This is a genomic window from Amycolatopsis sp. NPDC114484 (genome assembly GCF_055633755.1).
The window spans coordinates 93890-119956 of the sequence record NZ_JBVKDQ010000002.1 but is presented as its reverse complement, the minus strand read 5'-3'; the positions used below and the strand labels follow the sequence as shown (position 1 = coordinate 119956).

The following is a 26067-nucleotide window of genomic DNA, read 5'->3' as shown; positions in this document are numbered from 1 at the left end:
GTCAGCGGTCGAACGGCACGAGGGTGAAATGCCCGACGCCCTTGGCCGCGGAGTGCACCGTCCACTGGTCCGGACCGTGGCCGGGACCCGGGTCGTACAGCAGCCGGTAGTCCGGTTTCCGCAGCGGCAGCCGCTTGAACCAGTGGTAGTTGATCCGCAGGATCGTCTTGCTGAAGAAGCCGTCCTCGGCCAGCCGCTTGTTCACGATCATCGTGACCTGGCTGCGGTCGGAGAAGACGTCGAGGATCTGGCAGTCGCAGTAGTAGGCCAGCGTGCCGATCTCGCCCGGCCCGGCCACCGACTTGCCCTGCAGCCGCGCGCCGAGTTCCTTGCCGACCCGGGCGTAGTCGGTCGAACTCGCCCAGTTGCCGAAGATGACCGGCGACGGCCACGGCACGCCCTGCGCGAGGTCCACGCCCACGTTGGCGAGCGCGACCGCGCCGCCCAGACCGAGCGCGACGAGCGGCGGGACGCGGTTGAGCTTCGGCCGCTTCTTCGTTTCGGCGTGCCAGACGCCGATCATCAGGACCGCGAACGAAGCCGTGCTGACGATCGGGGTGACGTAGTACCAGTGGTACGGGCCGACGCCGAGCGTCGAGTAGACGATGTAGTAGATGACGCCGCCCGCGCCGAGCGCGACGACCGGGGCCAGCGGCGGGAAGTCGTCCCAGCGGCGCGCGAAGCGCAGGGCCAGCCAGCCGAGCAGCACGGTCACGCCGACCAGCGCCGAGGCGAAGGCGACCATCACGGTGAACGGCAGGTACAGGAAGTACATCATCGGGCCGCTGAAGTAGCCCCAGGCGCCGAAGAGGCCTTCCTGGTCCTGCTTGATCACCAGCGTGTCCGGGATGAACGAACCGAGCGCGAACCAGCTCGTGAGGAACCACGGGGCGGACACGATCACCGCGGTGGCGACCGCGGTCCAGAACTTCTTCCGGATCGCCGCGGTGGAGAAGGCGATCACGAGGACGAACACGACCAGGTCGAGGCGGGTCAGCACGGTCAGCGCGGCGACCGCGCCGAACAGCACCGGGCGCTTCTCCAGCGCGGCCACGACGAGCCACAGCAGGACGGTCGGGACCAGCAGCACCTCGAGGCCGGTGGCCGACAGCAGGAACGGGTTGGCGATCACCAGCAGCAGGCCGAGCACGCCGACCCACGGCGACAGTCCGAAGCGGCGGGTCAGCCGCGCCCACGCCCAGCCGATCGCGGCGCTGCTCAGCACGGTGAGCGCGCCGAGCGCCAGCACCGGGTGCGCGGAGCCGCTGATCCGGGTGACGAAGGTCAGGAACCCGAGCAGCAGGACGTCGAGCGGCGACGTCGCGGAGTTCGCGACCGAGCCGGGAACGAGCGCCCATTCCCCGTGCAACGCGAGATTCTTCGCGTAGGACAGGGTGATGTACCCGTCGTCGGTGAGGCTCCCGCGCACGAGCAGGAACGAGAGCAGGCCGAGCACGGCGGCGGCCAGAGGCAGCCACCAGGCGAGGCGGGACCGGACAGGAACGCGCGCGCTTTCCGCGCCGTCCGGTTCGTCCGAAGTCGCGAGCACAGATTCATCCACCGACATGATCCCGGAACAGTAGAGGGTGTCCGACAACCAGATGCTAACGGGCTGTCCGAAACGTCGGCGCCGCCGCACCCGCTCCCCCGGCGGTACCGGTTTCGCAACGGTTCCCCGCCGCGCGCCGGATTTCCCGGGGTTTCACGCGAGTGCGTGCCGTCCGCCCGCGCGGTCGGCGCCCTGGTCGAGGATCCGGGTCGCCACACGGGTGATCGCGGCGTCCAGTTCGGACCGGTCGCCCGCGCCCCAGTCGCCGAGGCGCTCGGCGATCCAGTCGTGCCACGCGCGGACGAGCTTGTCCCATTCGCGTTTCCCGGATTCGGTGAGCGACCAGCTGTCGCGGGCGTAGTTCAGGTGCCCGGTCAGTTCCAGCCGCGCGAACGCCGGTTCGAGCACCTGCGCCGGGACCCCGTGGTCCTCGCCGATCGCCTCGAGCGTCGCGGGTCGCCCGCCGCGCTGCCGGAGCTGGACCTGCAGAACGCACCACAGGCCGCCGACGTCCAGCTCCGAACCCGCCCGCGCGACGATCGCGGGCGCGGCCTTGCGGCGTTCCCGGAACAGCAAAGTCGCGATCGCCCGTTCGAGTTCCCGGTCGTGTTCGTGCGCTTCGGGCATGGCGAATCCGTCGCCGAGGTCCGGCGCGGCGGCGCGGGCGGTGTCGCGCAACGGCATTTCCTTGAGGAAGAACGCGAGCACGAAGGCGACCAGCCCGACCGGCGCTGCATAAAGGAACACGACGTGCAGCGAATCCGCGTACGCGCTGATCACCGGTTCCGAAATGGTCGCGGGCAACTTGTGCAACGCCAGCGGAACCTGGACGGCTTTCGGGTCGACGCCCGGCGGCAGCGGATGTTCGGCGAGCGCCTTCGCCAGATTCGGGCCGAGCTGATTCGCGTAAATGGTGCCGAAAATGGCCGCGCCGAACGAACTGCCGATCGAACGCAGGAAGGTCACCCCGGACGTCGCGACGCCGAGATCCTTGTAGTCCACCGTGTTCTGCACCGCGATCGTCAGCACCTGCATGCCAAGGCCGATCCCGAGACCGAGGACCGCCATGTAGAAGGCGGATTCCCAGAACCCGGTGTGCGGGCCGAGCCGCGACAGCAGGTACAGCCCGACCGTCATCACCGCGGACCCGACGAGCGGATAGATCTTGTACTTCCCGGTGCGGCTCACCAGCGTGCCGGACAGGATCGAGGCGACCAGCAGCGCGAGCACCATCGGCAGCAGCCGCACGCCGGACGTCGTCGCCGAGACGCCCTGGACGTACTGCATGTAGGTGGGCAGATAGGACAGCGCGCCGAGCATCGCGAACCCGACCACGAAGCTCATGATCCCGGCGACGGTGAACACCGGGTTCCGGAACAGCCGCATCGGCAGCATCGGCTCCGGCGCGCGCAGTTCGACCGCGACGAACGCGCCCAGCAGCACCACCGAGCCCGTGGCCATGCCGATGATCACCGGCGAACCCCACGCGTACGTGGTCCCGCCCCAGCTCGTGACGAGCGTCAGCCCGGTCGCGGCGAGACCGATCAGCAGGATGCCGAGGTAGTCGATCACCGGCTTGACCGCCGCGCGCACGCTCGGCATCGCCGACGCCGCGACCGCGAGCACCACGACGGCGAGCGGGATGTTGACGTAGAAGGCCCAGCGCCACGACAGATGGTCGACGAACAGCCCGCCCAGCATCGGCCCGGCCACGGTGACGACGCCGAACACCGAACCGAGCGCGCCCTGGTACTTGCCGCGTTCGCGCAGCGGGACGACGTCGGCGATCAGCGCGGTCGAGGTGACCATCAGCCCGCCGCCGCCGAGGCCCTGCACCGCGCGCCAGATGATCAGCCAGGTCATGCTGTCGGCGAAGCCGCAGAAGAACGAGCCCACGCCGAACACGACCACCGACAGCTGGAACATCAGCTTGCGGCCGAAGAGGTCGCCGAGCTTGCCGACGACGACCGTCATGATCGTCTCGGCCAGCAGGTACGCGGTCACGACCCAGGACAGGTGCCCGGCCCCGCCGAGGTCGCCGACGATGGTGGGCAGCGCGGTCCCGACAATGGTCTGGTCCAGCGCGGCGAGCAGCATGCCGAGCACGACCGCGCCGAACACCGCGTGGATCTTGCGCCGGGAAAGCGCCGCCGGCGCAGGCTCTTCCCGGGTCTCCTCCGCCGTGGCCGTCATCGGCTCCTCCTCGCGCGCCGTGCCGGGGCCGCTCCCGGCGCGTCCACGTAAGCACCTCGGTCCACTGTGGAATAGCCGCCCGGCCGCAGCGTCGCCCGTTCCGGTGACTGTCGCGGGGCGCGGGAGCCGAATACCCTTGAGGACGTCCAGGATTACCCGAAAGTCTCCGGCCGGACCGTCCACCGTGGACATCCGCGCAGCTCGGGCGCGATTTCCGGAATTCAAACGGGCCCTGCCCGATTTGGCCGGTTCCTCCACGGTGATCTGGAGCACACCTTAAGTCCAGCCTAGGTGTGCTGCGTCACGCGGCCCGGTACCGCTAGCGTCACGCAACCATGGAATCCACAGTGGTCGCCAAAGAGGGCGACAACTACACCAAGGCACTGGGCAATCGCCAGGTGCAGATGATCGCGATCGGCGGGGCGATCGGGGTCGGGCTCTTCCTCGGCGCGGGCGGGCGGCTCCACGAAGCGGGACCGTCGCTGGTCCTTTCCTACGCGCTGTGCGGCATCGCGGCCTACTTCGTGATGCGGGCCCTCGGCGAACTCGTCATGCACCGGCCCAGCTCCGGCAGTTTCGTGACCTACGCCCGCGAGTTCATCGGGCCGTGGGCCGGGTTCGTCTCCGGCTGGATGTACTGGCTGAACTGGGCGATGACCGGGATCGCGGAGATCACCGCGGTCGCGATCTACGTGCACAAGTGGCTGCCGGACGTCCCGCAGTGGATCACCGCGCTCGTCGCGCTCGGCGTGCTGATGGCGGTCAACCTGCTGAGCGTGAAGCTGTTCGGGGAACTGGAGTTCTGGTTCTCCGTGGTCAAGGTCCTCGCGATCATCGTGTTCCTGGTGACCGCGCTCGGGCTCGTGTTCACCGGCGCGAACATCGGCGGCACCACCGCGGGCGTGCACAACCTGACCGACCACGGCGGGTTCTTCCCGGCGGGCGTCGGCATCGCGCTGATGACGCTGCAGGCGGTCGTGTTCGCCTACTCCGCGATCGAAGTCGTCGGCATCGCGGCCGGCGAGACCAAGGACGCGCGCAAGGTACTGCCGAAGGCGATCAACGGCGTCGTGTGGCGGATCGGCGTCTTCTACGTGGGTTCGGTGCTGCTGCTCGCGATGCTGATGCCGTGGCCGTTCTACAACGGCGGCGAAAGCCCGTTCGTCACGGTGTTCTCCCGGCTGGGCATCGGCGGCATCGGCGACGTGATGAACGCCGTCGTCCTCACCGCCGCGCTCTCCTCGTGCAACTCGGGCCTGTACTCCACCGGCCGCATCCTCCGCGCACTCGCCGACGAGGGCGAAGCGCCGAAGTTCGTCGGCAAGATGAACTCCCGGCACGTGCCCTACGGCGGGATTCTCTTCACGTCGGTGGCCTACGTGCTCGGCGTGGTGCTGAACTACATCGTGCCCTCGAAGGCGTTCGACATCGCCACCGCGATCGCCTCGCTCGGCGTCGTCGCGACCTGGGCGACCCTGGTGTTCTCCCAGATGCGGATGCGCCAGGCCGCGTTGCGCGGCGAACTGGAACGGCCGAGCTACCGCATGCCCGGCGCGCCCTACACCGGCTGGGCCACGCTCGGATTCCTCGTACTGGTCGTGGTGCTGATGGGATTCTCCGACGGAGCCGAGAAGATCGCGTTCTACTCGATCCCGGCGATCGTCGTGGTGCTCGCCGTCGGCTGGCGGCTGGTGTCCCGCAAACGACAGGCGCGCACCAGCGCCTGAGCGGAGCCCGCGTTCCCCCATCCCCGCGAACGCGGCACCGGCCCGGCCGCCCCTCCGTTACCACCGGAGGGGCGGCCGGGTTCTTTCCCTCCCCACAATTCCTTCACCACAGCGGGAAATCGACCCCGTGTTCCGCTTCGGGCCGCGGCCCGAAGACGCGCCGCTCGGCCTCGTCGATGCGCCGGTCGTTGATCGACGCCTCGCGCCGGCTCATCAGGCCGTTCTCGGCGAATTCCCACAGTTCGTTGCCGTAGCTGCGCCACCACCGCCCGTCCGCGTCACGGCTCTCGTACTGGAACCGGACCGCGATGCGGTTCTCCCGGAACCCCCAGAGCCCTTTGCGCAGCGCGTAATCCTGCTCGCGCTCCCACTTCGCGGTGAGGAACTCGACGATCGCGGCGCGGCCGACGACGTGCGTATCCCGGTTGCGCCACACGGAATCAGGCGTGTACGCGAGCGAGACTCTCTCCGGATCCCGGGTGTTCCAGGCGTCCTCGGCGGCTTGGACCTTCTTCAGCGCGGCGGACAGGTCGAACGGCGGGAACGGGGGCCGCGATTCGGTCATGACAGGGTCCTTTCAGTTGATGAGCTGGGGATTGCGCGGGTACGGCGTGTGCGCGACCTGACGCGGCGCCGGGCGGCCGGAGACGATGCGCCGCACTTCGAACCGGACGATCCGGCCGGTGAATCCGTCATCGCCGGAGCGGCCCGCTTCACCCCACTCGATCGCGGCGGTGCCGGAGACCTGCAAGATGTGGCCGGTGTCGAAGTCGAAGAAGAGCAACGCGGCTTCCGGGTTCGCGGCGATATTGCCGAGACTGTTGAACAGGTTGTTGCCGGGATAATCGGGCCAGCACAGGGTCTTTCCCGCAACGCGGACGAATCCGGGCGCGCCGCCGCGATGGGACGCGTCCGCGCCGTGGCCGGGGTTGATGGTGCCGAGGAAAAACGTGTCGGCCCTTTTGATCAGCTCAGTGTCGTCCGGGCTCGGTTCCGCGCGCTCTTGTGCCGATGCCGCTGGCTCGGCTTCTTCAGCCAGCACGCGCTGCTGGATGTATTGCGGGCAGTTGCCGTACGCCTGCTCGATGTCAACGATCAGGTGGTCCTCGGCCGCGGTCGAGAGACTGCCGTTGATCCGGACCCGGCGCCGCGTGGCGAACTCGATGCTCGTCATGCCGAGCTTCTGCCCGGCCGGGAGCCGGTGCAGCGGATCGCCTTCCGGGAGCGCGCGGCGGATCGCGAGCGTGGTCGCTGATCTGGTTTCGAGAAAGCCGGGCGGACCGGCGATCGGCGACGTCCACAGCTGTCCGGCAACGTCGCGTCCGGTCACGACGAGGAGTGTTCGTTCGGCCAGGAATCCCGCCATACCCGCGGAGATCCCGGCCGGTTCGGCCATCCGGGACAGGCGCGCGGCCTGGCGCTCGACGCCCGCCTCGCGCTGGACAGCCAGCTCGCCCGGGTGGAAGGCCTGCTGGATCGCCGGGTTCATGCCACCTCCTTTTCTCACGGGTTAAACCATGATGTTCCGTGAGAAGTTGTAGCAGCCGCTTCTCACGGATGCAACCCGTCCCATCCGTGATACGGTCTCGGCCATGGGGATGCTGCCGGACGAGGTCGTGCCGGTCCGCCTGATGGCGACCGTGCGGGCCGACACGAGCGGGCTCCACGACGACCTCCGCACCCGGGAAGACCTCGACGCCTGGCTCGACGACGTCGGCATCGAGCGCGGGCCGCGGCCGTCGTCCGCCGCCGAACTCGCACTGGCACGACGGCTTCGCGACGCCGTCCGCCGTCTCGCCGCCCAAGTCACCGCCGACGACCGGCAGACCCCGGCCGTCGACCTGGACACCGCCCTGGGCGACTTGAACGACCTCGTCACCCGCCTGCCCGTCCCCCAATTGACTTTCGTGGCCGGGAAATTGCAGGAGAGTTCCTCGCGCGGCACTTCGCCGGTCGTCACGGGATTAGCCCGCGTGGCGCGGGAATCGATCGCACTCCTGGGCGGGCCGGACGCGGCGAAACTGCGCGCCTGTTACGCGCCGGGTTGCGTGCTCTACTTCATGAAGACGCATCCGCGCCGCGAATGGTGCTCCGTCGCCTGCGGCAACCGAGCGCGCGCCGCACGGCATTACGAGAAGGTCCGGTCGACGCGCTGACCCCTTAGTCCAGCAGCATCACCGCCGTTTCCGCCGCGCGAGTGAAGACGTCCTCCGCGACGCGCATCCCCGCCATCACGACCGCACCCTCGTGCAGCAACATGATCTGCTCGGCGACCTTGCGCGGATCCGAAACGCCCGCCGACTCGGCCAATTCGACGAAAACGCCGAGCATCCACCTTTTGCTCTCGGTCACCACCGCGTACGCCGGATGCGCGGGATCGCTGATCTCCGCGTGCGCGTTGATCATGCTGCAGCCCTTGCCGCCGTACTTCTTCGCCCAGGCTTCGGACGCGTCGAACGCCGCCGCCAACCGGTCCCGCGGAGCCGCTCCGGCCTTCTCCAGCCATTCGCCCAGGAACTCGCGCCAGCGCGCGTCCCGGGCGGACAAATACTCCACGACCAGCCGGTCCTTGGAGCCGAACCGGTCGTAGAGCGTCTTCTTCGTGACCCCTGCCTTCGCGGCGATGACGTCAACGCCGACCGCGTGGATCCCGCGCTCGTAGAACAACTCCGACGCGGCGCTCAGCACCGCTCGCGCCTTCGGGGTCCAGTCGATCGTCATGGCCCCAGTGTATACCGATCTGTATAGTCCGGTGCCATGGGTAAACAGATCGGTATAGTCGGAGCGGCGATCCTGTTCGTCGTGTGCTGGTCGTCGGGGTTCATCGCCGCGAAACTCGGCGCGGCGGACGCGCCCGTGCCGACCGTGCTGATGTGGCGGTTCCTCCCGCTCGCGCTGCTGCTGGCGCCTTTCCTGCGCCTGCGACCGGTCGGCGAGCTGGGCAGGCACGTCCTGATCGGCCTGCTGTCCCAGTCGGGCTACCTGCTCACCGTCTACTGGGCCATCGGCGAAGGCGTCAGCACCGGCACGACGGCACTCATCGACGGCGTGCAACCGCTGGTCGCCGCCTCGCTCGCCGGTCCGCTGCTCGGCGCCGCGGCGACCGGACGGCAATGGCTCGGGCTCGCGCTGGGACTTGTCGGCGTCGTCCTGGTCAGCTGGTCGGACGCCGCGTCGCATGCCCCGGCCTGGGCGTATCTGATCCCGTTCGCCGGGATGCTCGGGCTGGTCGCCGCCACGGTGCTCGAACGCCGCGCTCGCGTCCCCGCTCCCCCGTTGCGTGCGCTGGCCATCCATTGCGCCGCCTCGGCGGTGGTCTTCACCGCCCTCGCACTGGCGACCGGGACCGCGGCGCCGCCCGCGTCCGGGCACTTCTGGTTCGCCCTCGCTTGGCTGGTCGTGCTGGCGACCTTCGGCGGGTACGGGTTGTATTGGCTGCTCGTCGGGCGGATCGGCATGACCGCGGTGAACAGCCTGATGTTCCTGATCGCGCCGGTCACATCGGTGTGGGGCACGCTGTTGTTCGGCGAGCCCTTCACCGTCCTGACCGGCGTCGGGCTCGGGCTGGCCCTGGTCGCGGCGGTCGTCGCGAACGGGCGGGTCAGCCGCCGTACCGTTGCCGGACCACCGACGGAGTCTCCAGGTTCTTCCCCGCGTCCATGTTCTGCGCGAGCCGGAGGTACTGGCCTTCGGCCCACATCAACGGCGCCGCGCTCCCGGTCGGACGGCCCAGCCCGAAGCACGCGACATCGGAGCGATCCCACACCTGCTCGGGAATGAAGTAGCCGTCGTTCGCCGCGTCCGCCATCGACTTCAGGTACGCCGCCGCCGGACGCCCGTTGGCCAGTTCGTACTCGCCGCGCTCGCCCGACAGGACCGGCCAGAGCCGCCCGAACCGCTGCGGCCCGTTCGCCGGCCAGCCGGTGCAGTTCGCGGTGCTCTCGCCGTAGTTGTCGTGCGGGTAGCGGTGGAAGTAGATGTCGCCGTTCGGGGTCGTCACCCGCATCGGCGCGTTCCCGTCGCGGGCCGCCGCCGTCGGGGCCACCGACTCCGCGACCGCCGGGTCCGCCGGTGCGCGGAGCCCCAGCCGGACCAGGTCGAGGAACCCGAAGTCGACCACGTCGTGCTCGTAGAAACACCCTTCGTCGAAGCAGATCTGCCCGGCGTCGTTCGGATCGGTGCCTTTGTCCAGCCGCTCGTAATAGGTATGGTCGCCCCAGTACCCGGTCTTCGTCCGCGTCCAGCCGTCGAGCTGCGCCCGCCACGAGTCCGCAGTGGACTCCCACTGCTGCGCCGCCGCGGCGTCGCCGTTCGCCCGCGCGATCGCCCCGGCCGTGACGAGCCCGGCGACCTCCGCCGCGATCGACGACGGCGACCGGCCGTACTGCTCCTCCCACCGCTCGGTCGTCGCGGGCCCGCTGGCCCGGATGTGCTCGGCCGTCACCTTGACCCGTGCATACGTCGCCGCGTCGGTGAGCCCGGTCGTCCAGGCGAGAATGATCGCGTCGGAATCCTGGTCGAGCTGCTCGCAGCAGCCGAGCTGCTGCGGCGTCGCCCCTGGGACGCCGCTCACCGGGCTGTACCGGGGGAACGCGCCGGCCGGGTACGTCGTCCCGTCGCCTTGCGTGGGCGCGGAAATCCACTGCGAGGACCACAGGAACTGCGCCATCCGCTTGGCCTGCGCCGCGTCGCCCGCCGCGAGCAGCCCGGTCGCCTGCTGGTACAGATCCCGGCCCCACACGCGGTGGTACCCGTCGTTGAGCACGTCGCCGTTCACGACGTCGCCCCACGGCGTGGCCAGCCCCGCGACACTCGCGCCGCGGTGCGCCTTGTCCTCCGCCGCGTGCAACGCCATCAGCGCGACGTAATACGCCCTCCGCTGCCGCTCGTCGCCCGCCACACTGCCCGGCGCCGCCTTCAGGCCGCCGACATACCCCTCCCATCCGCGCCGATACGCCTGCTCCAGATTGTCGAACCCGCTCGCCAGCGACCCGTCCGCGGCCGCCGCCGCGCCTTGTGCGCCGCTCCCGTAGCCGAGCGCGACCGAGAACGTCGTGTCCTGCCCGACCGGAATCTGTCCACATTGGACTACATTGCCGTGATCAGTGGAATCGAATTGATTCGCAAGACGTTGATGTGTCCGCAAGTCTACCAGGCAATCGCTCGCGGCGCCCGAATATCCGTTGTCATGCGAGACGAACCCGGTCGAGGCCCGCAACGCCGACGCGACAGTTGTCTTGGCTCCGAACAGATCCTCCGTCCCGCTGGCCGTCAGCCCGGTCCCGTCCCACGCCGCGGTGTCATTCGCCGCACCGCCCGCCATTGACGGATTCGCCAGCAGGTAAACCTGGTACTGCCCGCCGTCGAGCGACTGAAACCGCGTGCGGGCAAGAAGAGTCGGCCGTCCAGAGTCGGTGACGTAAGTCGTGGTGATGCGATAACGACCGTTCTTGGCGGTGTTCGTGACCGTGTACTCGAGCGCCTTCTCGTCCGGCATCGAAACGACGTGCCCGGTCGCGTCGCGCTCCAGGTCCACAAAGGACTTCCCGTCGGTGACGACGTACTGCATGTCCTGCATGTTGGCCACGTCCGCACGCGGATAGAACACCTCGGACGCGACGCCCTTCGCGACGGTGAACCACAACGGGCTCGCCGTCCCCGCGGCCGTCCCGAGGGCGGATTTGTCCCCGGTTGTCCAAGATGACGGCCCGCCGCAGCAATCTCCCGGCGCGCCTCCGGCCGCCGAACGCGCCCCGGCCAGCGCCGTTCCTTGCCCGCTTCCGCCCGCTCGGGCTTCCGCTGCCGGACCGGGCTTCGCGCCCACTTCCGCAGGTGCTATCGCCTGCCCCGCCACCGAAATCCCCACGGCCGCGACCACCGCCGCCGCCCGTCCCCGCTTCCCACCGACCATGCCGCTCATGCTGCCCGCAGCCCCTCCCCGGAACAACAGCCGAACGGTGGGAACCGCTCCGCCAACGCCGCGCGAACCGGCGGCAGTCCCACCCGATGGAGTGACCGGGAAGCCCCGGAAACTGTCGTACCCGGATGGTCTCCTGATTCCCGAAGCGGCGCCCGCCCCGGGCCCGCGCCGAACAGAGGAGCGTCGCCGTGGCCGGAGAAACCGTCCTCGCCGTCATCGGAAACCCGACCGCTGAACCGGAACCCGTGCGGAGTCCGTCCCGACGTCTTCGAACTGGGCTACCGCCGATTCCCCGGACGGAAGGGAACGTCGGCGCGACGACGTGCTCCATGACAAAGCGTCCGATCGGCCCGGCTTCCTCCCGCAAGCCGCAGCACCGCTGCCGCTCTTCGACGGCGGCGCATCCGCCAACCGCGCGCGACATGAGCGACTCCGCAATGGGTCTCGTTCGCCATAACTGAACACGAAATACTTTTGCCAACCGGAAAATGGTCGAGTCTCATCGATCAGCACATTCGCCGCCATGGACTTGGCGGCACCAGATCAAGGAGTTTGAGCATGGCTGGAGAAACTGTCATCACGGTGGCCGGGAATCTGACTTCGGACCCGGAGCTGCGGTTCACTCCGTCCGGGGCGGCGGTCGCGAATTTCACGGTCGCGTCGACGCCTCGCACGCTTGACCGGCAGTCCGGCGAGTGGAAGGACGGCGAGGCGCTGTTCCTCAGGTGCAGCGTTTGGCGGCAGGCAGCGGAAAATGTTGCCGAGAGCCTCACCCGGGGCGCACGGGTCCTGGTCACCGGACGTTTGGCGCAGCGGTCGTTCGAGACCAAGGAGGGCGAGAAGCGCACCGTGGTCGAGTTGCAGGTGGACGAGATCGGCCCGTCACTGCGGTATGCCACTGCCCGGGTCACCAAGGTCAGCCGGAACAGCGGCGAAACCAGCGGGCCGAGCGGGGAGGCATGGGGCGCCGCACCGGCCCCGGCCGGAATCGGCGCGGGCGGCGAGCCGCCGTTCTGATCGCTCTGGTGGTGTCGCTGGCCGGGTGGCCCCGGTCAGCCATCCGGTCAACCGAAATCTCGAACCGAAGGGAACAGTGCCGCGAACATGCTTCTGATACCGGAAAGCCGCCGCATACCCCGGACAGCCTCCCCGCCACCGGCCGGCGGCCGGTGGCGGGGGTTCGCCCGGCTCGGCGAACCCCCGCACCGCTCAGCCGATCTGGTAGGCGCGAATAATGGTCTGGCTCACCGCGTTGCCCTTGTCGTCCGCGGCCTTCGCGCGCAGCGAGGCGAACCCGCTCGCGGGGTTGCGGACCTTGGCCGTCCATTGCGGACCGTCCGGGGTCAGCTCGACCGGTTGCCAGGTGGCGCCGTCGTCGTAAGAGATCTCCGCCGACAGCTCGGTGACCTTCGGCGGCGAGTCCTGCCGGGTCACCGTCACCGGGAAGCTGATCTCCTTGCCGCCCGGCACGATGTTGCGCAGGTCCGCCGGCGGGGCGAACCCGACGGCGAGCATGCCCAGCGGACCGTCCGCCGACCAGGACGGGGCGACCGTCCACTCGCCGCTGAACTTCGTCGAGGTGGGCCACCAGGGCTTGTCCCTGGTCACCTCCGTGGTGATCCGGTACGTGCCGAACCGCGCCGGGGCCTGGAAGACACCGCGTCCGGGCGAGTTCTGGGTGCCGAGCAACTGGCCGTCCAGGTAGGCCGAGGTGGTGCCCCGGTCCAGTTCGTAGGTGTAGTCCGCGCTGCCGCTGTGCCCTCCCGAGTCGGAGAACACCGGCACCGTGACGTCGAGCAGCCAGTCCTTGTTCCGCCACACCCACGGGCGGCCCGACCCGGTGGGCCCGGTGAAGGAGGGGCCGATCACCGCGGCGTTCCAGTCGACGCGATAGGACTTGCCCGCCGCCAGGGTGCGCGGTCCCTCGACGAGAGTGCCGCCAGGGGCGGCGTTGGCGTCAGTGAACTCGACGCCCTGCACCTCGAGCCGCCAGTCCCCCGGGGTGAAGTAGCGCCGTTGCTCGGACTGGGGCGCGACGCTCATCCCGCCCCGCTCGACCTGCCCTTCCGGGCCCGCCACGACCGCGGACACCATCGGGACGAATTCCTTGGCGTAGCCGTGGTAGGCCATCGTCATCGCGGCCACGTCCGCGGCCCTGGCCTCGTGCACCAGGTCGGCGGGGACGCTGCCCGCCGACGGGTAGTACAGGTCGTACTGGTAGTCGCTGCGGTCCCGCGTGGTCAACGAGGAGGTCAACCCGCCGGCCTTGGCCAGTGCCACGTAACGGTCGCCGGTGTATCCGTCCAGCTGAAGTGCCGGCAGCGACCACGTGCCGGGCACCGCGCCGAGCAGTTTGGCCGAGGCGACGGGGTCGACGAGGCGGAAGGCCGCGAGACGACCGCCGGCCGCCTTCACGTTGTCGATGCGCTCGCCGGCCTCGACCACCGGCATGCCGTCCGGGAAGTCCAGCACCACCAGCTTGTCCTTGGCATCCACTTTGGACAGATCGGTCTGCGTACCGGTTCCGCCGTAGACCGTGCCCAGACGCAGGGTGGAGGGCGGGACGCGGTCGGAGAACCGGGTGAAGCCCGCGTTCACCGCCAGTGGTCGCGTCCCTTCGGCGGTGAGTTCCAGCCACGGCTGGTAGAGCTGCACGTCCTCGGTGAACCGGAAGTACTTCGAGCTGACCCCCGGGGTGGAATAGGCGTAGAGCCGCTGGAACTGCGCGCCGGCGGCCAATCCGAGCGACACCGGCTCGCGCGGCCCGTCGGGGCGGGTTTCCAACCGGGCGCCCAGTCCGCCGTCGAGCGCTCCCGTCTGGTCCGTGCGCACCGTCACCGGTTTGGCTTGGCGGGCGTCGAAGGACACCTTCGTATCGCGGGTCACCTTGACGACCGGGTTGGCGAACGCGGTGATCTCGGGCGGTCCGCCCGGGTTGCGGGCCGTGAGCCCCGCACTCAGGGTGTACTCCCCTGGCGGTACCCGCAGCGGCTTCCCGGCATAGCCCAAGAAGTTCTGTCCGGTGTGGACGTCGACCGCGACGGAGGTCTGGAGGTCCTGCTCGCCGGGATCCTTGCCGTCCCTGCCCAGCAGGTTCGCCGACAGGTCGTACAGCTCCTGCTCGTCCTTCACCCCGATCGGGGTGCGCACCCGCGTCTTGCCGTCCGCGGTGCTGGCCAGCAGCAGACCCGTGTAAGTCCCTGGCTTGCCGGACCTGGCGGTGAACGCGAGGTCCGCGGCGGCCTTGCCGCCCGCGGGCACGGTGACCGAGTTCGCCGAGAGCTTCGCCAGATTCGCCGCGGGAGGCTGTCCCTGCTTGTCCGCCAAGCTGAGCGCCAGGTTCAGCGTGATCGGGGTGGTCCCGGGGTTGGTGTAGGTGACGGTGCGCTTGCCGGGCTTGTCGGACCACCGCACGACGGTGTTCACCGTCGCGGGCTCGGACCGCACAGTCCGGGTCACCGCGGCGGCCACGTCGAGCCGGCCGCCGCCGATCGCGGTCACTCCGATCCCCGGCAGTTCCTTGGCCGTGCCGACCAACCCGGACTTGAGTTGCTCGCCGGTCCACTCAGGGTGCTCCTGGGCCAGAATGGCTGCCGCTCCCGCGGTGTGCGGAGTCGCCATCGAGGTGCCGGAAAGCGTGGTGTAGTGCTCGTCCACCGGTTTGCCCAGCGCGGTCCCCTTGGCGCGCGCGGCCACGATATCGCTGCCCGGTGCGCCGATCTCCGGCTTCGCCGCGCCGTCGCCGACGCGCGGGCCGCGGTCGGAGAACGACGACAGCGCGTCGGATTTGGTCACACTGCCCACCGCCAGCGCCGCGTCGGCCGTGGCCGGGGAGCTCACCCCCTCGTCCTGGCCCGAGTTGCCCGCCGCGACCACGAACAGCGTGCCGTACTGGCGGCTCAGCTTGTTGACCGCCTGCGAGCTGGGATCGGTGCCGTCGGTCGGGTAGGTGCCCAGGCTCAGGTTGACGACCTTCGCCTTGGCCTCGCGCGCGGCCCACTCCATGCCGGCGATGATGTCGGACTCGCGGCCCGAGCCGCCGTCGTTCAGCACCTTGCCGATGGCCAGCTGCGCGTCCGGGGCGACCCCCTTGTACCGGCCGCCCGAGGCAGCGCCGGAGCCGGTGATGACGGAGGCGACGTGCGTGCCGTGCCCGTGGCCGTCGACCACGCTGCCCTTGCCGCTGAAATCCTTGCTCTGCGAGACTTTCCCGGCCAGGTCAGGGTGCTCCGCGTCCACGCCGGTGTCCAGGATCGCCACCGTGACGCCCTTGCCGGTGTAACCGGCCTGCCAGGCCGCCGGCGCGCCGATCTGCGGCACGCTCCGGTCCAGCGAGGCGTGCACCTGGTGGTTGAGCCAGATCTTGCCCGGCCCGCCCGAGAGCGCGGCCGGTCCTGCCGCGCTCAGCCCGGCCCAGAACCCCCTGGCGTCCTTTTTGGACTCGCCGAGTTCGTTGTAGCCCAGTCCGTCGAAGCTGCGGCCGCGCTGGGCTCCGGCGGGCGCGGCCGAGCGGGCGGCCACGCCGTCCGGGTACTCGGCCAGCAACGGCAGCGTGTCGGTGGCGGCGTCGTCGTAGCCTTGGCGGAGCAACCCGGTGACGTTGAACAGTTCCCGGTCGAGCCGGCCCGATTCGAGGAGAGGAATGGCCGAGCCCGGCACCAGATACGAGTTGGTGCTGTCGCCGAACTGGACGTACGGCTGGTGTCCGGAGCCGTGGTCGTCCTGCAGGGCCAGTGACCAGTGGCCGCGCGCGTCCTTGCGCGCGCTGACCCGGTCACCGGTGATCAACGTGACCTGGCGGCTGGCGCCGTCCCCGGCCGCCGCCCGTGCGTCGGCTGCGGCCGCTTGGCCGGGCACGGCCGCCAAGGTCGCCGCCGCACCGGCCATGGCCAGCACGACGGCGGTCAACCGTCTCCGTGATGTCATCAGTACTCCTTTGTGAGGTGATTGCCGGAGGAGCCGGAAATTTCGGATGGTTCGCCGGGAAGGGAGGTCCGCTGGTGGCGCGGCGGGGTCACTGCCCGGGCGGGACCGCGCCCTGCTTGTCGGCGACCGCGGTCCGGACCGAACTGGAGAAGGTCACGGTGCCGGGCTTGATGCCCGCTTTCGTGATGTCGTTGTCGTCCGGCTTGAGCTGGGTCCGGCGTTCCCCGATGAATTCGCCGGTAGCGGGGTCGACGATGACTTCCAGGCGGAAGGTGCCGTCCACGGGGTCCACGCCCAGCGCGACGCCCGTGCGGCCGTCGAGGTTGGCCACCTGCTCGGTCACCTTCAGGCCGGGGATCTTCGCCACCGCGCGGTAGAGCGACTCCTTCAAGTCGGCGGGCACCGTGCCGGTTTTGAGCAGCCGCGCGGCGATGTCCAGCACCCCGCCGAACTTGGGTTTGTTGACGACCGAGAGGTCGGCCGCCATGAGGTCGTAGAGTTTCTGCGGGTCGCGCGGCAACTCGTTCAGCCGCTGTTCGGTGGGTGCGCCCCATTCGTCGTCGAACCGGCCGACGAAGGCCATGGCCTTCGCGGGGAACTTTCCGCTCGCGGCGCGCCATTCGCCGCTCGGCCAGTATTCGCTGAGGTCGGCCTCGCGGCCGCCGTTGATCTTCTCGGTGCCCGCCTTCAGCGTTCGCTCGTCGCCGATGAGCCATCTCCGGCTCCCGGTGGGCGCGGTGGTGAGCAGCCATTGCCCGGCGAAGTCGCTGGGCTGCCAGGTCTGGGTCAGCTGCTCGCCGGCGAAGGCGGCCGGGATCCTGCTGTCGTTCCACAGGAGCCAGGTGCGGGTCGCGATGTAGCGGAACTTGCCCGCCGGGATGGGAGTCTCGCCGAGGACGTGGATCTTGTCGGCGGCGGTATACAGCGCCTGCTTCACCGACAAGAACTTCACCCCCGGCGCGGCCGCCGACGTCTGGACCGAGGGGTCTCCGTGGTCAGCTCCGGTGATCGCCGCAGTGGCACCGACGGCGACGACCACCGCCGCGGCAGCCGCACTGACCCACCAGCGCCACCCGGTGCGGGACACCGGCTTGCCCTTGACCTCGGTCAGCGGGATCGTTTCCGTCGCTGGAGCGCTCTTTCCCTCGATGAACGAAACCGCGTTCCGCAGCGCATTGTTGGCTGCGGCCAGGGGCCGCTGGCCGGCGAGTTCGTCGGCGCGCAGCGAGTTCAGTGCCTCGTCCAGCTCGTCGTTCGTCCACAAGCGACGGATGTTGTCGTCAGTCATCGATGCGCTCTCCTTCCAGGCGGTGCGGGGTCTTGGGCGTGGCTCGGGCTCGGAGCAGCCGTCTGACCCGGTGCAGCCGGGAACGGACAGTGCCTGCGGGAATGCCCAGGACCGCACCGATCTCGCTGGCGTCCAGCTCTCCCCAGCTGGCCAGCAGCAACACGTCCCGGTCCCCCGGGGCGAGGTCGGCCAGCGCGGCGGCCAGTTCCCGGACCCTGGCCTGGGCGTCGACCTGGTCGGCCACCCGGTCGGCATGACCGTGGGCGACCTGGGCGCCGTGGGCGTGGGCGGTCATCCTCAAGTACCGGGCTTCGGCCCTGGCGTGCTGGCGCAGCAGGTTGGTGGCGATGCCGAACAACCAGGCTCGGGCGCTGGCCCGGGCCGGGTCGTAGCTGGCCCGTCGCTGCAACGCGATCAGGAACGTGTCGCTGACCAGGTCGTCGGCCACCGCGGGCCCGGCGCGGCTGGCCAGATACCGGCGCACGTCCCGGGCATGCCGGTCGAACAAGCTCTGGAAGATCGGCTGAAGGTCGTGCCCGCACAAGTCCGGTCGATCGTCGCCGTCCACCGCGCCTGCCGCGGCGTACCGCTCAGCCCTAGTCACATCGGATATTGGCCGGAGCCGGCGGAAGTGTTCATGCCGACCGCGCGACGCGAAGGCCCGGACCGCCAGTCCGGCTTGTTCACCAGGAGGGCCGAGCCGGGCCGAAGCTTCACCAGCAGAGCCGAGCCCGGCCGAAGCCCGTGACGTCAGCGAGCCGGACCGCCGCGCGCCCGGTCCCCACGCCCACCGGCCGCGCGCCGCGGCACCCTTGGCAAGTGGTCTGGTCCTTTCGCACAAAGGTCCATACCACTGCCCGGAAAGCCGACTATCGGCCCTGACCGGCCGGAAATCCCGCTGGTAGCTTCCGATCCATGCCCGCATCTCGCCGGACCAAGGCCGGAATCAAAGTCCTCGCCGCGATTTCCGTACTGCTGCTGGCTCCGCTTTCGGCGCCAGCCGCGCAGGCAGCTCCCGCCGGGCGCCCCGGCGTCAGTGTGCAAGACGAATGCAGCACCCCGTCGATCAACCGGCTGCAGAAATGGCTGGCCAGCGGCGAAGGAACGACTGTCCCGCCCACCGGCAGCCTCCTCGTCCCGGAAGGCGACGGATACGCGGCGAAGATCGTCTTCCAGAACAACGAATGGCACGTCGCCGTGGTCTGGCTGGGCAACCAGTTCGACGCCCAAGCCGATCTCAGCCATTCCACCGGATTCTGGCTGACCTACAGCGCCGACGACGACTTCTACGTCCAGTTGCGCCCCGCCTCCCATTGGAGCGGCGGTGACAAATGGCTCACTCGCATCCCTTCGACCGGGGGCCAGCTGGTCCGCACCTTCTTCCCGTTCGACCCCGGCTCGTGGACCTGGCTTCCCGAACTGGGCCAGCCGCAGTACTCCTTCGCCTCCGCGCTGACCGAAGCCCGCGGCCTGGTCTTCGTCGGCAAGACCCCCAACAGCCTCGACTTCCGCGAACTCCTCATCGACGGCTACCAGCCGCCCTGCCTCTGACCCCGCCCCGGACCAGACCCGCCGAAGTGCCGCGACCCGGCAGTCCAGGAGCGGCGACCCAGCTTCCTCCCCGGCTGCCGGGTCGCCGCGTGGGCGCGACAGCCGCCGAAGACAGCGCCGCTAATTCTGCACAGTCGGCCTGATGGTGATGTCGCCGATCTCCACGTCGTCCGGCTGCTCGATCGCGAACCCGATCGCCCGCGCCACCGCGGCCGGGTCCAGCGCGAACTCCTCGACCCGCCGCCGGATCGCCTCCCGCTCCCCCGCGTCGTCGATCGAATCCGCCAGTTCCGTCCGGACGAACCCGGGCGACACCGACGTCGTCCGGAGAACTCCGTCCGTGGACTCCTGCCGAAGCGCCTCCAGGATCGTCCGCACGGCGTTCTTCGTCCCCGCGTAAACCGCCTGCGAGGGAACGATCTTCAGCCCGGCCGTCGACACTGTCGTCACCAGATGACCCCGGCCCTGCCGCCGGAAAACCGGCAGCGCGGCGGCAATTCCGTTCAGCACCCCGCGGACGTTCACGTCGATCATCGCCGACCAGCCGTCGACATCGACGTCCGCCACCGGGCCCAGCTTGGCGATCCCGGCGTTGCCCACCAGCACGTCGAGCCGGCCGAACTCCTCGACCGTCCGCCGCACCAGCCGGTCCAGGTCCGCGCGCCGGGTCACGTCGGTGACGCACGCGACCGCGCGACCGCTTCCGGAGCGAATTTCCTTCACCAGCGCGTCGAGCCGATCCTCGCGGCGCGCGCCCAGGACCACCGCCGCTCCCCGTTCGGCCAGCAGCCGCCCGGTCGCCTCGCCGATTCCGCTGCTCGCCCCGGTGACGGCGACGACTTTCCCGGCCAGTACCGACATTTCCACCCCTGACATTTATCCGGACACGTGTCCGTAAAGCTTACCGGACACGTGTCCGCAACGGCCAGGGGCATCGGCGGCATCAACATCGGCCGGAGCGCAGTCAAGGAAGCGTGAGCGCCGCCGAAATCCAGCCCCGCACCAGGTCATGCTCGACCGACCCGAACGACCACCGGAGAAAGGCCCGCAGGTGAACGACCTAGCCGCCGCACTGACGCTGATCGGCGTATTCATCGCCTTCGCCATGACCTTGCGCGCCCTCCAGCGGCGCCTGACCCGCGATCAGCAGCAGTGCTCGCCCCGCCAGGACTCGATCCCCTCGCGGACCGCGACCGCCGCGATCACCAGCGCTGCGACCGGATCCGCCCAGTACCAGCCGAACAGCGCATTCACCAGCAACCCGGCCAGCAGCACGCCGAAAAGGTAAGTGCAGAGAAGCGTCTGCTTCGAATCGGCGACCGCGCTCGCCGAGCCGAGTTCCCGCCCGGCCCGGCGTTGCGCACCCGAGAGCACCGGCATCACGACCAAGGACACGGCGGCGAGCACGATGCCCACTGTCGAGTGCGAAGCCGCGCTACCGAACAGCGACTGCACCGAATCGACCGCGACATACGCCGCCAGCAGGAAGAACGACACTGCGATCACCCGCAGCGCAGCCCGTTCCCGGCGCTCCGGGTCCGCACTGGCGAACTGCCACGCCACGGCCACCGCTGACAGCACCTCAGCCACCGAATCGAGCCCGAACGCGACAAGCGCCGACGAGGATGCGAGCGTCCCGGCCGACACCGCGACGATCGCCTCGACCACGTTGTACGTGATGGTCCCGGCAACCAGCCACCGCACGCGCCGATGCAGGACCGCCCGCCTCGCGGGATCCAGCGACGACTCGCCTACCCGCAGGCCCGCCTCGCTCCGGGTATCCGCAGGACAGCACGATTCCTCGGCAGTCACCGCGCCTCCTCGTCGCACGCCTCCGTCGGAGCGACGGCCAGAACCACCTTCGTCAGCTCCGCCAACGCATGCGCGAGATGCGGATCGGCGATCGCGTACCGGACCTGTCGACCCTCGTATGTCGCGAGCACCAGCCCGCACCCGCGCAGGCACGCAAGATGATTCGAGACGTTCGACCTGCTCAGCTCCAGCTGCGAAGCCAATTGCGCCGGATACACGACCCCGTCCAGCAGTGCCACGAGAATCCGGCAGCGCGTGGGATCCGCCAACGCCCGGCCGAGCCGGGCGAGCGCGAGTTCGCGAGTCTCAGAGGTCAGCACAGCCGCAACAGTACAGCGCTCACTGAATCAAATATACTGGCCGGGTGGACAACCTCCTCGGCGACTTCCTCCGCGCCCGGCGAGAGCGGATCTCCCCTGCCGACGTCGGGCTGCCGGACAACGGACGGCGTCGCGTACGAGGACTGCGCCGCGAAGAACTCGCGCTCCTGGCCGGAATCAGCAGCGACTACTACATCCGGCTGGAACAGGGACGCGACCAGAACCCGTCGCCCCAGGTGCTCGACGCGTTGGCCCGGGCCCTCGGCCTGGACGACGCCTCGCGCCAGCACCTGCACCAACTCGCCGCGCCAGTGCAGCCAGGCCGCGCCGAGCCACGCGTGCCCGCGAGCATCGCCGAACTGATCTCCACCTGGACAGCGAATCCGGCATACGTCCAAGACCGTCTCACCAACGTCCTCGCCGCAAACCCCATCGCCACAGCGGTTTCACCGAACTACGCGGTCGGCCGGAACCTGCTCGGCGCGGTCTTCCTCGACCCGGCCGAACGAGACCTCCGCCGCGACTGGGACCAGACAGCAGCTGACGGCGTCGCCGGTCTGCGCGCCGCTCTCGGCCCGGATATCGCCGACCCGGCGGCAGCCGAACTCATCGCCGACCTCGCCGCCCACAGCGAAGAGTTCCGGGAGCTCTGGGCCCAGCACGACGTCAAACCCAGGACCGGCCACCTCGTGCGCTTCCGCCACCCGGCCGTCGGAGACCTCGATCTCCACAGCGACAAACTCGACATCCCCAGTCCGGCGGGCCTGCAGCTGGTGGTCTTCCACGCGACACCGGGCACCCGCGACGCCGAGACGCTCGTTTCCCTGGCAGCCCTGGTTCCCGCGCACTAGCAACGGAAACCGGGCCGGGGCACGCGAGGCCCCGGCCCGGTTCCCGTCACTCGGCCGCTTCGAACTCGCGCACCGCGTCCAGTGCGGCGCCCATCGCGGCGTTTCCCTCGCGTTCGATCATGATCTCGACCAGCACCGGCCGCCGGGTGCGTTCGGCTTCCTTCCGCGCCCATTCGAGCGACGACCGGATCTCGCCCGGGTCCTCGACGCGCGTGCCGGAGCAGCCGTAGGCCTCCATGATCTTCACGTTGTCCGCGCCGCGGTCGTCGTAGTGGATGTCGACCTGGTAGTTCATCTCGTACGGCAGCTCGGACTGGCGGATCAGGCCCAGGTACTCGTTGTTGAGCATGACCAGCACGAACCCGACGTCGTACTGCGCGGCGACCGCCAGCTCCTCCACCAGGAACTGGAACGAGTAGTCGCCGACCACGCCGACGACCTCCGCGTCCGGCCGGGCCTTCTTGACGCCGATCGCGGCCGGGATCTCCCAGCCGAGCGGGCCGGCCTGGCCGCACACCTGGTAGTGCCGCGGCAGGTGCGCGCGCTGGAACTGCCCGGACCAGATCTGGTACAGCCCGATCGCGGTGACGAAATAGGTCTCCGGCCCGTAGAACTCGTTGAGTTCCTTGAAGACCCGCGGCGCCTTGATCGGCGTGCAGTCGAAGTCCTCCTTGCGCGGCAGCTCCGCCTTGAGGTCGCCGAGCCGCTTGACCCACGCGCGGTCCCGCGCCGGAGCGGTGCGCGCGTCGAGCGCCGCCAGCAGCGCCTCCAGGAACTCGCGCGTGTGCGAGACGACGCCGAGGTCCGGGCCGAAGACCTTGCCCAGCTGCGTCGGCTCGATGTCGACGTGGATGAACTTCCGGTCGCCGCGGTACACCGACAGCTCGCCGGTGTGCCGGTCGCCGAACCGCGCGCCCAGCGCCAGGACCAGGTCGGACTCGAGGAACGCGGCATTGGCCCAGCGCTGCGACGTCTGGATGCCGGCCATGCCGGCGAACAGCTCGTGGTCCTCGGGGAAACTGCCCTTGCCCATCAGCGTGACGCCGACCGGCACGCCGAGCCGTTCCGCGAGCCGGCGCAGCGGATCGCTGGCCTCGCCGAGCACGACGCCGCCGCCGGCCAGGATCAGCGGGCGTTCGGCGGCGAGCAGCATGTCCAGCGCCCGCTCGACCCGCGCCGGGGACGGTTTGACCGTGCTGACCGGCAGCGCGGAGTCGATCGACGAATCCCACTCGATCATCTGCTTCTGCACGTCGATCGGGAGGTCGATGAGGACCGGGCCGGGCCGTCCGGACCGCGCGATCCGGAACGCCTCGCGGAAGATCCACGGCAGCTGCGCGGCTTCCTTCACCTGGACCGCCCACTTCGTGACCGGCCGCGCGATTTCGACGATGTCGACCGCCTGGAACGCCTCCTGGTGCAGCTTCGTCGTCGCGGCCTGCCCGGTGATGCACAGGATCGGGACGGAATCCGCGTGCGCGGTGTAGAGCCCGGTGATCATGTTGGTGCCCGCCGGACCGGACGTGCCGATCGCGACGCCGACGTTGCCGGTCGTGCGCGCCCAGCCGTCGGCCATGTGCGTCGCGCCTTCTTCGTGGCGCACCACCAGATGGTCGATGCCGCGGCCCTGCATCGCGTCGTACAGCGGCAGGATCGCCGCGCCCGGGCAGCCGAAGGCGACGTCGATCCCTTCGTCGACCAGCACGTCGACGACTGCCTGCATAGCGGGGACTCGGGCCATGGTCAAACCTCCTCGGACGAGCGGCCGGACAGTTCTTCGACGACCTTCAGCAGCGCGGAGTGGTCCAGCGAGCCGTAGCCCATCGCCCGTCCGGCCGCGACCAGCTGGGCGACCAGGCCGGTCAGCGGGAGCGCCACGTCGGACTGCCGCGCCGCGGCGAGCGCGATGCCCATGTCCTTGTGGTGCAGGTCGATCCGGAAACCCGGCTCGAACTGCCGCGCGACCATCGACTTCCGTTTCAATTCCAGGATCCGGCTGCCGGCGAGACCGCCCGCCAGCACGTCGAGCCCGGTGCCCGCGTCCACCCCGGACGCTTCCAGCAGCACGATCGCCTCCGCGACCAGCCCGTAGATCCCGCCCACCACCAGCTGGTTGGCCGCCTTCACGACTTGGCCGGCGCCGTGCGGGCCGACGTGCACCACGGTCTTGCCGAGCGCGTCGAACACCGGCTTCGCCGCGGCGAAATCGGCCTCGTCGCCACCGACCATAATGGACAGTGCGGCCTGTTCGGCCCCGGCCTGACCGCCGGACACCGGCGCGTCGAGCACGCGGATCCCCTTGGCCGCACCGGCTTTCGCGACCTCGATCGACGTCTCCGGCCGGATGGTGCTCATGTCGGCCAGCAGCGTGCCGGACGCGATCGTGTCGAGCACCCCGCCCGGGGCGAGCACGACCTGCTCGACCTGCGGGTGGTTCGGCAGCATGGTGATCACGACCTCGGCCCCGGACACCGCGTCGGCGACGTCCTTGGCCGCTCGGCCGCCCGCCGCTTCCAGTTTGGCCAGCGCGTCGGCGTTGAGGTCGAACCCGCTCACCTCGTGTCCGGCGGCGGCCAGGTGCGCGGCCATCGGCGTGCCCATCACGCCCAGTCCGATGAACCCGATCCTGCTCATCAGTTTCCCCTTCGCTCGTACGGCAGCCAGGCCAGCGAGTCCACAGTGGAACCGTCCGGTTTGTATTCGATGCCCACCGGCCCGGCGTAACCCGCCGCCTGCAGCTTTTCCAGATGTCCTTCGAGATCCAGCTCCCCCGTGCCCGGCTGGTGCCGGCCCGGCGCGTCGGCGATCTGCACGTGCCCGGTGCGCGGGGTGTGGCGGGCGATCACGGTGTCGAGGTCGTCGCCGTTGACCGCCAGGTGGTAGAGGTCCGCGAGCAGCCGGACGTTGTCCAGGCCCAGCTCGTCGAGCACCGCGACCGCGTCGGCCGCGGTCTTCAGCGGGTACGCCGGGGTGCCCGACAGCGGTTCGAGCACCAGCTGCGCGCCGATGCCCTCGGCCGCCTTCGCCGCGGTCGCGAGGTGCGTGCGGGCCAGATCGTCCTGTTCGGACGGTGCGACCCCGTCGATCCGGTTGCCGTACAGCGCGTTGAAGCTGCGGCAGCCGAGCCGTTCGGCGAGCCCGAGCGCGACCGTCAGGCTCGTCGCGAACTCCGCTTCGCGGCCGACCCACGACACGAGCCCGCGCTCGCCCGCGGCCATGTCGCCCGCGTAGAAGTTCAGCCCGGTCAGCTGGACGCCCGCCTCCTCGATCGACCGCGCGAACCGGTCGACGTCGGCCCCGGACGGGTCGGCGCTGTCGAACGGCCACCAGTACTCCACCTTGGTGAAGCCCGCTGCCCGAGCGGCCTGCGCGCGCTCGAGCAGCGGGAGTTCGGTGAACAGGATCGACAGGTTGGCGGTGTAGGGCAGCGAGTGCCGCTCCCCGGCGGGACCGGTCATGAGTACCTCGGCTCCTCACATCTCGATCAGCTAATTTCGCTTTGTGGAAGTTTTCTTCCGTAGTTCGAGAATAGCTGGATGCGGAGGCTTCGGTCAACGGGCAGGAGGCAGGTTTCCCGGGCACACGGGGACGGCAAGATCCACAGGGGCGAGCTTCGCCTCGGAGACGTCGGGGCGCGCACGCCTTGTCCGGCGCTGGTCGCACGCGTGTCGCGGAGAAGGATTTAGGCTTGATCGTCCACAGTGGTCATTTTCTAGTCCATAGTAGACAGTTGCGAGATTTTCGGTTCAGGCGAAGGGAATCGGCTCGGTCGTGCGATTGAGCAGGCCGATCGCGTCGATCTCCAGCGGTTTGCCCGCTCCCAGGTCCTGCAGCATGGACGTCTTGTGGCGCCGACGTGCCACGCGCCGTCGATCCGCTTCCTCACCGAGACCCGATCGCCTGCTCGACGGCGAACACGCGACTGGTCGC

Annotated in this window: 20 protein-coding genes and 1 pseudogene; 6 read left to right on the top strand and 15 right to left on the bottom strand. The window is 69.6% G+C overall.

From position 1 onward, the window contains the following. Position 1 precedes the first annotated feature (1 nt). Positions 2–1567, bottom strand: coding sequence for a hypothetical protein (locus tag ACZ7SW_RS06385; RefSeq protein WP_470229357.1), 1566 nt, complete (start codon positions 1565–1567; stop codon positions 2–4). 135 nt (positions 1568–1702) lie between these two features. Continuing rightward, positions 1703–3742 carry an MDR family MFS transporter gene (locus ACZ7SW_RS06380; RefSeq protein ID WP_470229356.1) on the bottom strand — a complete coding sequence of 680 codons (2040 nt, stop codon included), beginning with the start codon at positions 3740–3742 and terminating at the stop codon, positions 1703–1705. Between the two features lie 335 nt (positions 3743–4077). Here ACZ7SW_RS06380 and ACZ7SW_RS06375 point away from each other — a divergent pair, with 335 nt between their 5' ends. Beyond that, positions 4078–5469, top strand: a complete 1392-nt coding sequence (locus ACZ7SW_RS06375) for an amino acid permease (RefSeq protein ID WP_470229355.1) — start codon at positions 4078–4080, stop codon at positions 5467–5469. A gap of 103 nt (positions 5470–5572) precedes the next feature. Here ACZ7SW_RS06375 and ACZ7SW_RS06370 read toward each other — a convergent pair whose 3' ends face one another. Both ACZ7SW_RS06370 and ACZ7SW_RS06365 read right to left on the bottom strand, forming a co-directional pair. Further along, the gene (locus ACZ7SW_RS06370; RefSeq protein ID WP_470229354.1) at positions 5573–6034 is read right to left on the bottom strand and encodes a nuclear transport factor 2 family protein; all 462 of its coding nucleotides are present in this window, start codon (positions 6032–6034) and stop codon (positions 5573–5575) included. Between the two features lie 12 nt (positions 6035–6046). Further along, the gene (locus tag ACZ7SW_RS06365) at positions 6047–6958 is read right to left on the bottom strand and encodes a pyridoxamine 5'-phosphate oxidase family protein (RefSeq protein ID WP_470229353.1); all 912 of its coding nucleotides are present in this window, start codon (positions 6956–6958) and stop codon (positions 6047–6049) included. A gap of 103 nt (positions 6959–7061) precedes the next feature. Here ACZ7SW_RS06365 and ACZ7SW_RS06360 point away from each other — a divergent pair, with 103 nt between their 5' ends. Further along, positions 7062–7625 (top strand): CGNR zinc finger domain-containing protein, encoded by a 564-nt coding sequence (locus ACZ7SW_RS06360; RefSeq protein ID WP_470229352.1) that lies wholly within the window; start codon positions 7062–7064, stop codon positions 7623–7625. Positions 7626–7629: 4 nt separating this feature from the next. Here ACZ7SW_RS06360 and ACZ7SW_RS06355 read toward each other — a convergent pair whose 3' ends face one another. Then, positions 7630–8190 carry a TetR/AcrR family transcriptional regulator gene (locus ACZ7SW_RS06355; RefSeq protein WP_470229351.1) on the bottom strand — a complete coding sequence of 187 codons (561 nt, stop codon included), beginning with the start codon at positions 8188–8190 and terminating at the stop codon, positions 7630–7632. A gap of 36 nt (positions 8191–8226) precedes the next feature. Here ACZ7SW_RS06355 and ACZ7SW_RS06350 point away from each other — a divergent pair. Continuing rightward, positions 8227–9048: pseudogene (locus tag ACZ7SW_RS06350) on the top strand (DMT family transporter); the annotation flags it as partial. A gap of 22 nt (positions 9049–9070) precedes the next feature. Here the strand turns inward: ACZ7SW_RS06350 and ACZ7SW_RS06345 are convergent. Further along, positions 9071–11380 (bottom strand): glycoside hydrolase family 15 protein, encoded by a 2310-nt coding sequence (locus tag ACZ7SW_RS06345; RefSeq protein ID WP_470229350.1) that lies wholly within the window; start codon positions 11378–11380, stop codon positions 9071–9073. A 567-nt stretch (positions 11381–11947) separates the two neighbouring features. On the opposite strand from ACZ7SW_RS06345, the gene ACZ7SW_RS06340 reads away from it, so the two are divergent. Beyond that, positions 11948–12406, top strand: coding sequence for a single-stranded DNA-binding protein (locus ACZ7SW_RS06340; RefSeq protein ID WP_470229349.1), 459 nt, complete (start codon positions 11948–11950; stop codon positions 12404–12406). Positions 12407–12598: 192 nt separating this feature from the next. Here the strand turns inward: ACZ7SW_RS06340 and ACZ7SW_RS06335 are convergent, their stop codons facing one another. From ACZ7SW_RS06335 to ACZ7SW_RS06325, 3 genes are all read right to left on the bottom strand, one after another. Further along, on the bottom strand, positions 12599–16315 hold the full coding sequence (locus ACZ7SW_RS06335) for a S8 family peptidase (protein ID WP_470229348.1): 3717 nt from the start codon (positions 16313–16315) through the stop codon (positions 12599–12601). 88 nt (positions 16316–16403) lie between these two features. Further along, positions 16404–17603 carry a CU044_5270 family protein gene (locus tag ACZ7SW_RS06330; protein ID WP_470229347.1) on the bottom strand — a complete coding sequence of 400 codons (1200 nt, stop codon included), beginning with the start codon at positions 17601–17603 and terminating at the stop codon, positions 16404–16406. Further along, positions 17596–18207 carry an RNA polymerase sigma factor gene (locus ACZ7SW_RS06325; RefSeq protein ID WP_470229346.1) on the bottom strand — a complete coding sequence of 204 codons (612 nt, stop codon included), beginning with the start codon at positions 18205–18207 and terminating at the stop codon, positions 17596–17598. The genes ACZ7SW_RS06330 and ACZ7SW_RS06325 overlap by 8 nt, the downstream gene beginning before the upstream one ends. 311 nt (positions 18208–18518) lie before the next feature. Here ACZ7SW_RS06325 and ACZ7SW_RS06320 point away from each other — a divergent pair, with 311 nt between their 5' ends. Further along, positions 18519–19154 (top strand): hypothetical protein, encoded by a 636-nt coding sequence (locus tag ACZ7SW_RS06320; protein ID WP_470229345.1) that lies wholly within the window; start codon positions 18519–18521, stop codon positions 19152–19154. 120 nt (positions 19155–19274) lie between these two features. Here ACZ7SW_RS06320 and ACZ7SW_RS06315 read toward each other — a convergent pair whose 3' ends face one another. The 3 genes from ACZ7SW_RS06315 to cmtR form a co-directional block, all read right to left on the bottom strand. Continuing rightward, positions 19275–20015 (bottom strand): SDR family oxidoreductase, encoded by a 741-nt coding sequence (locus ACZ7SW_RS06315; RefSeq protein ID WP_470229344.1) that lies wholly within the window; start codon positions 20013–20015, stop codon positions 19275–19277. Between the two features lie 282 nt (positions 20016–20297). After that, the gene (locus tag ACZ7SW_RS06310) at positions 20298–20915 is read right to left on the bottom strand and encodes a cation efflux transmembrane domain-containing protein (RefSeq protein ID WP_470229914.1); all 618 of its coding nucleotides are present in this window, start codon (positions 20913–20915) and stop codon (positions 20298–20300) included. A 47-nt stretch (positions 20916–20962) separates the two neighbouring features. Next, positions 20963–21286, bottom strand: a complete 324-nt coding sequence (gene cmtR, locus ACZ7SW_RS06305; protein ID WP_470229343.1) for a Cd(II)/Pb(II)-sensing metalloregulatory transcriptional regulator CmtR — start codon at positions 21284–21286, stop codon at positions 20963–20965. A gap of 44 nt (positions 21287–21330) precedes the next feature. Here cmtR and ACZ7SW_RS06300 point away from each other — a divergent pair, with 44 nt between their 5' ends. Continuing rightward, entirely contained in the window at positions 21331–22137 is an 807-nt protein-coding gene (locus ACZ7SW_RS06300) for a helix-turn-helix transcriptional regulator (RefSeq protein WP_470229342.1), read from the top strand. Between the two features lie 46 nt (positions 22138–22183). Here ACZ7SW_RS06300 and gcl read toward each other — a convergent pair whose 3' ends face one another. From gcl to ACZ7SW_RS06285, 3 genes are read right to left on the bottom strand one after another with little or no spacing between them, the layout of a single operon-like run. Continuing rightward, a complete protein-coding gene (gene gcl / locus ACZ7SW_RS06295; protein WP_470229341.1) occupies positions 22184–23878 on the bottom strand; it encodes a glyoxylate carboligase in 1695 nt (564 codons plus the stop codon). Positions 23879–23880: 2 nt separating this feature from the next. After that, positions 23881–24771 carry a 2-hydroxy-3-oxopropionate reductase gene (locus ACZ7SW_RS06290; protein ID WP_470229340.1) on the bottom strand — a complete coding sequence of 297 codons (891 nt, stop codon included), beginning with the start codon at positions 24769–24771 and terminating at the stop codon, positions 23881–23883. Further along, a complete protein-coding gene (locus ACZ7SW_RS06285; protein ID WP_470229339.1) occupies positions 24771–25595 on the bottom strand; it encodes a hydroxypyruvate isomerase family protein in 825 nt (274 codons plus the stop codon). Before ACZ7SW_RS06285 ends, ACZ7SW_RS06290 begins: the two co-directional genes overlap by 1 nt. Positions 25596–26067: the final 472 nt, after the last annotated feature.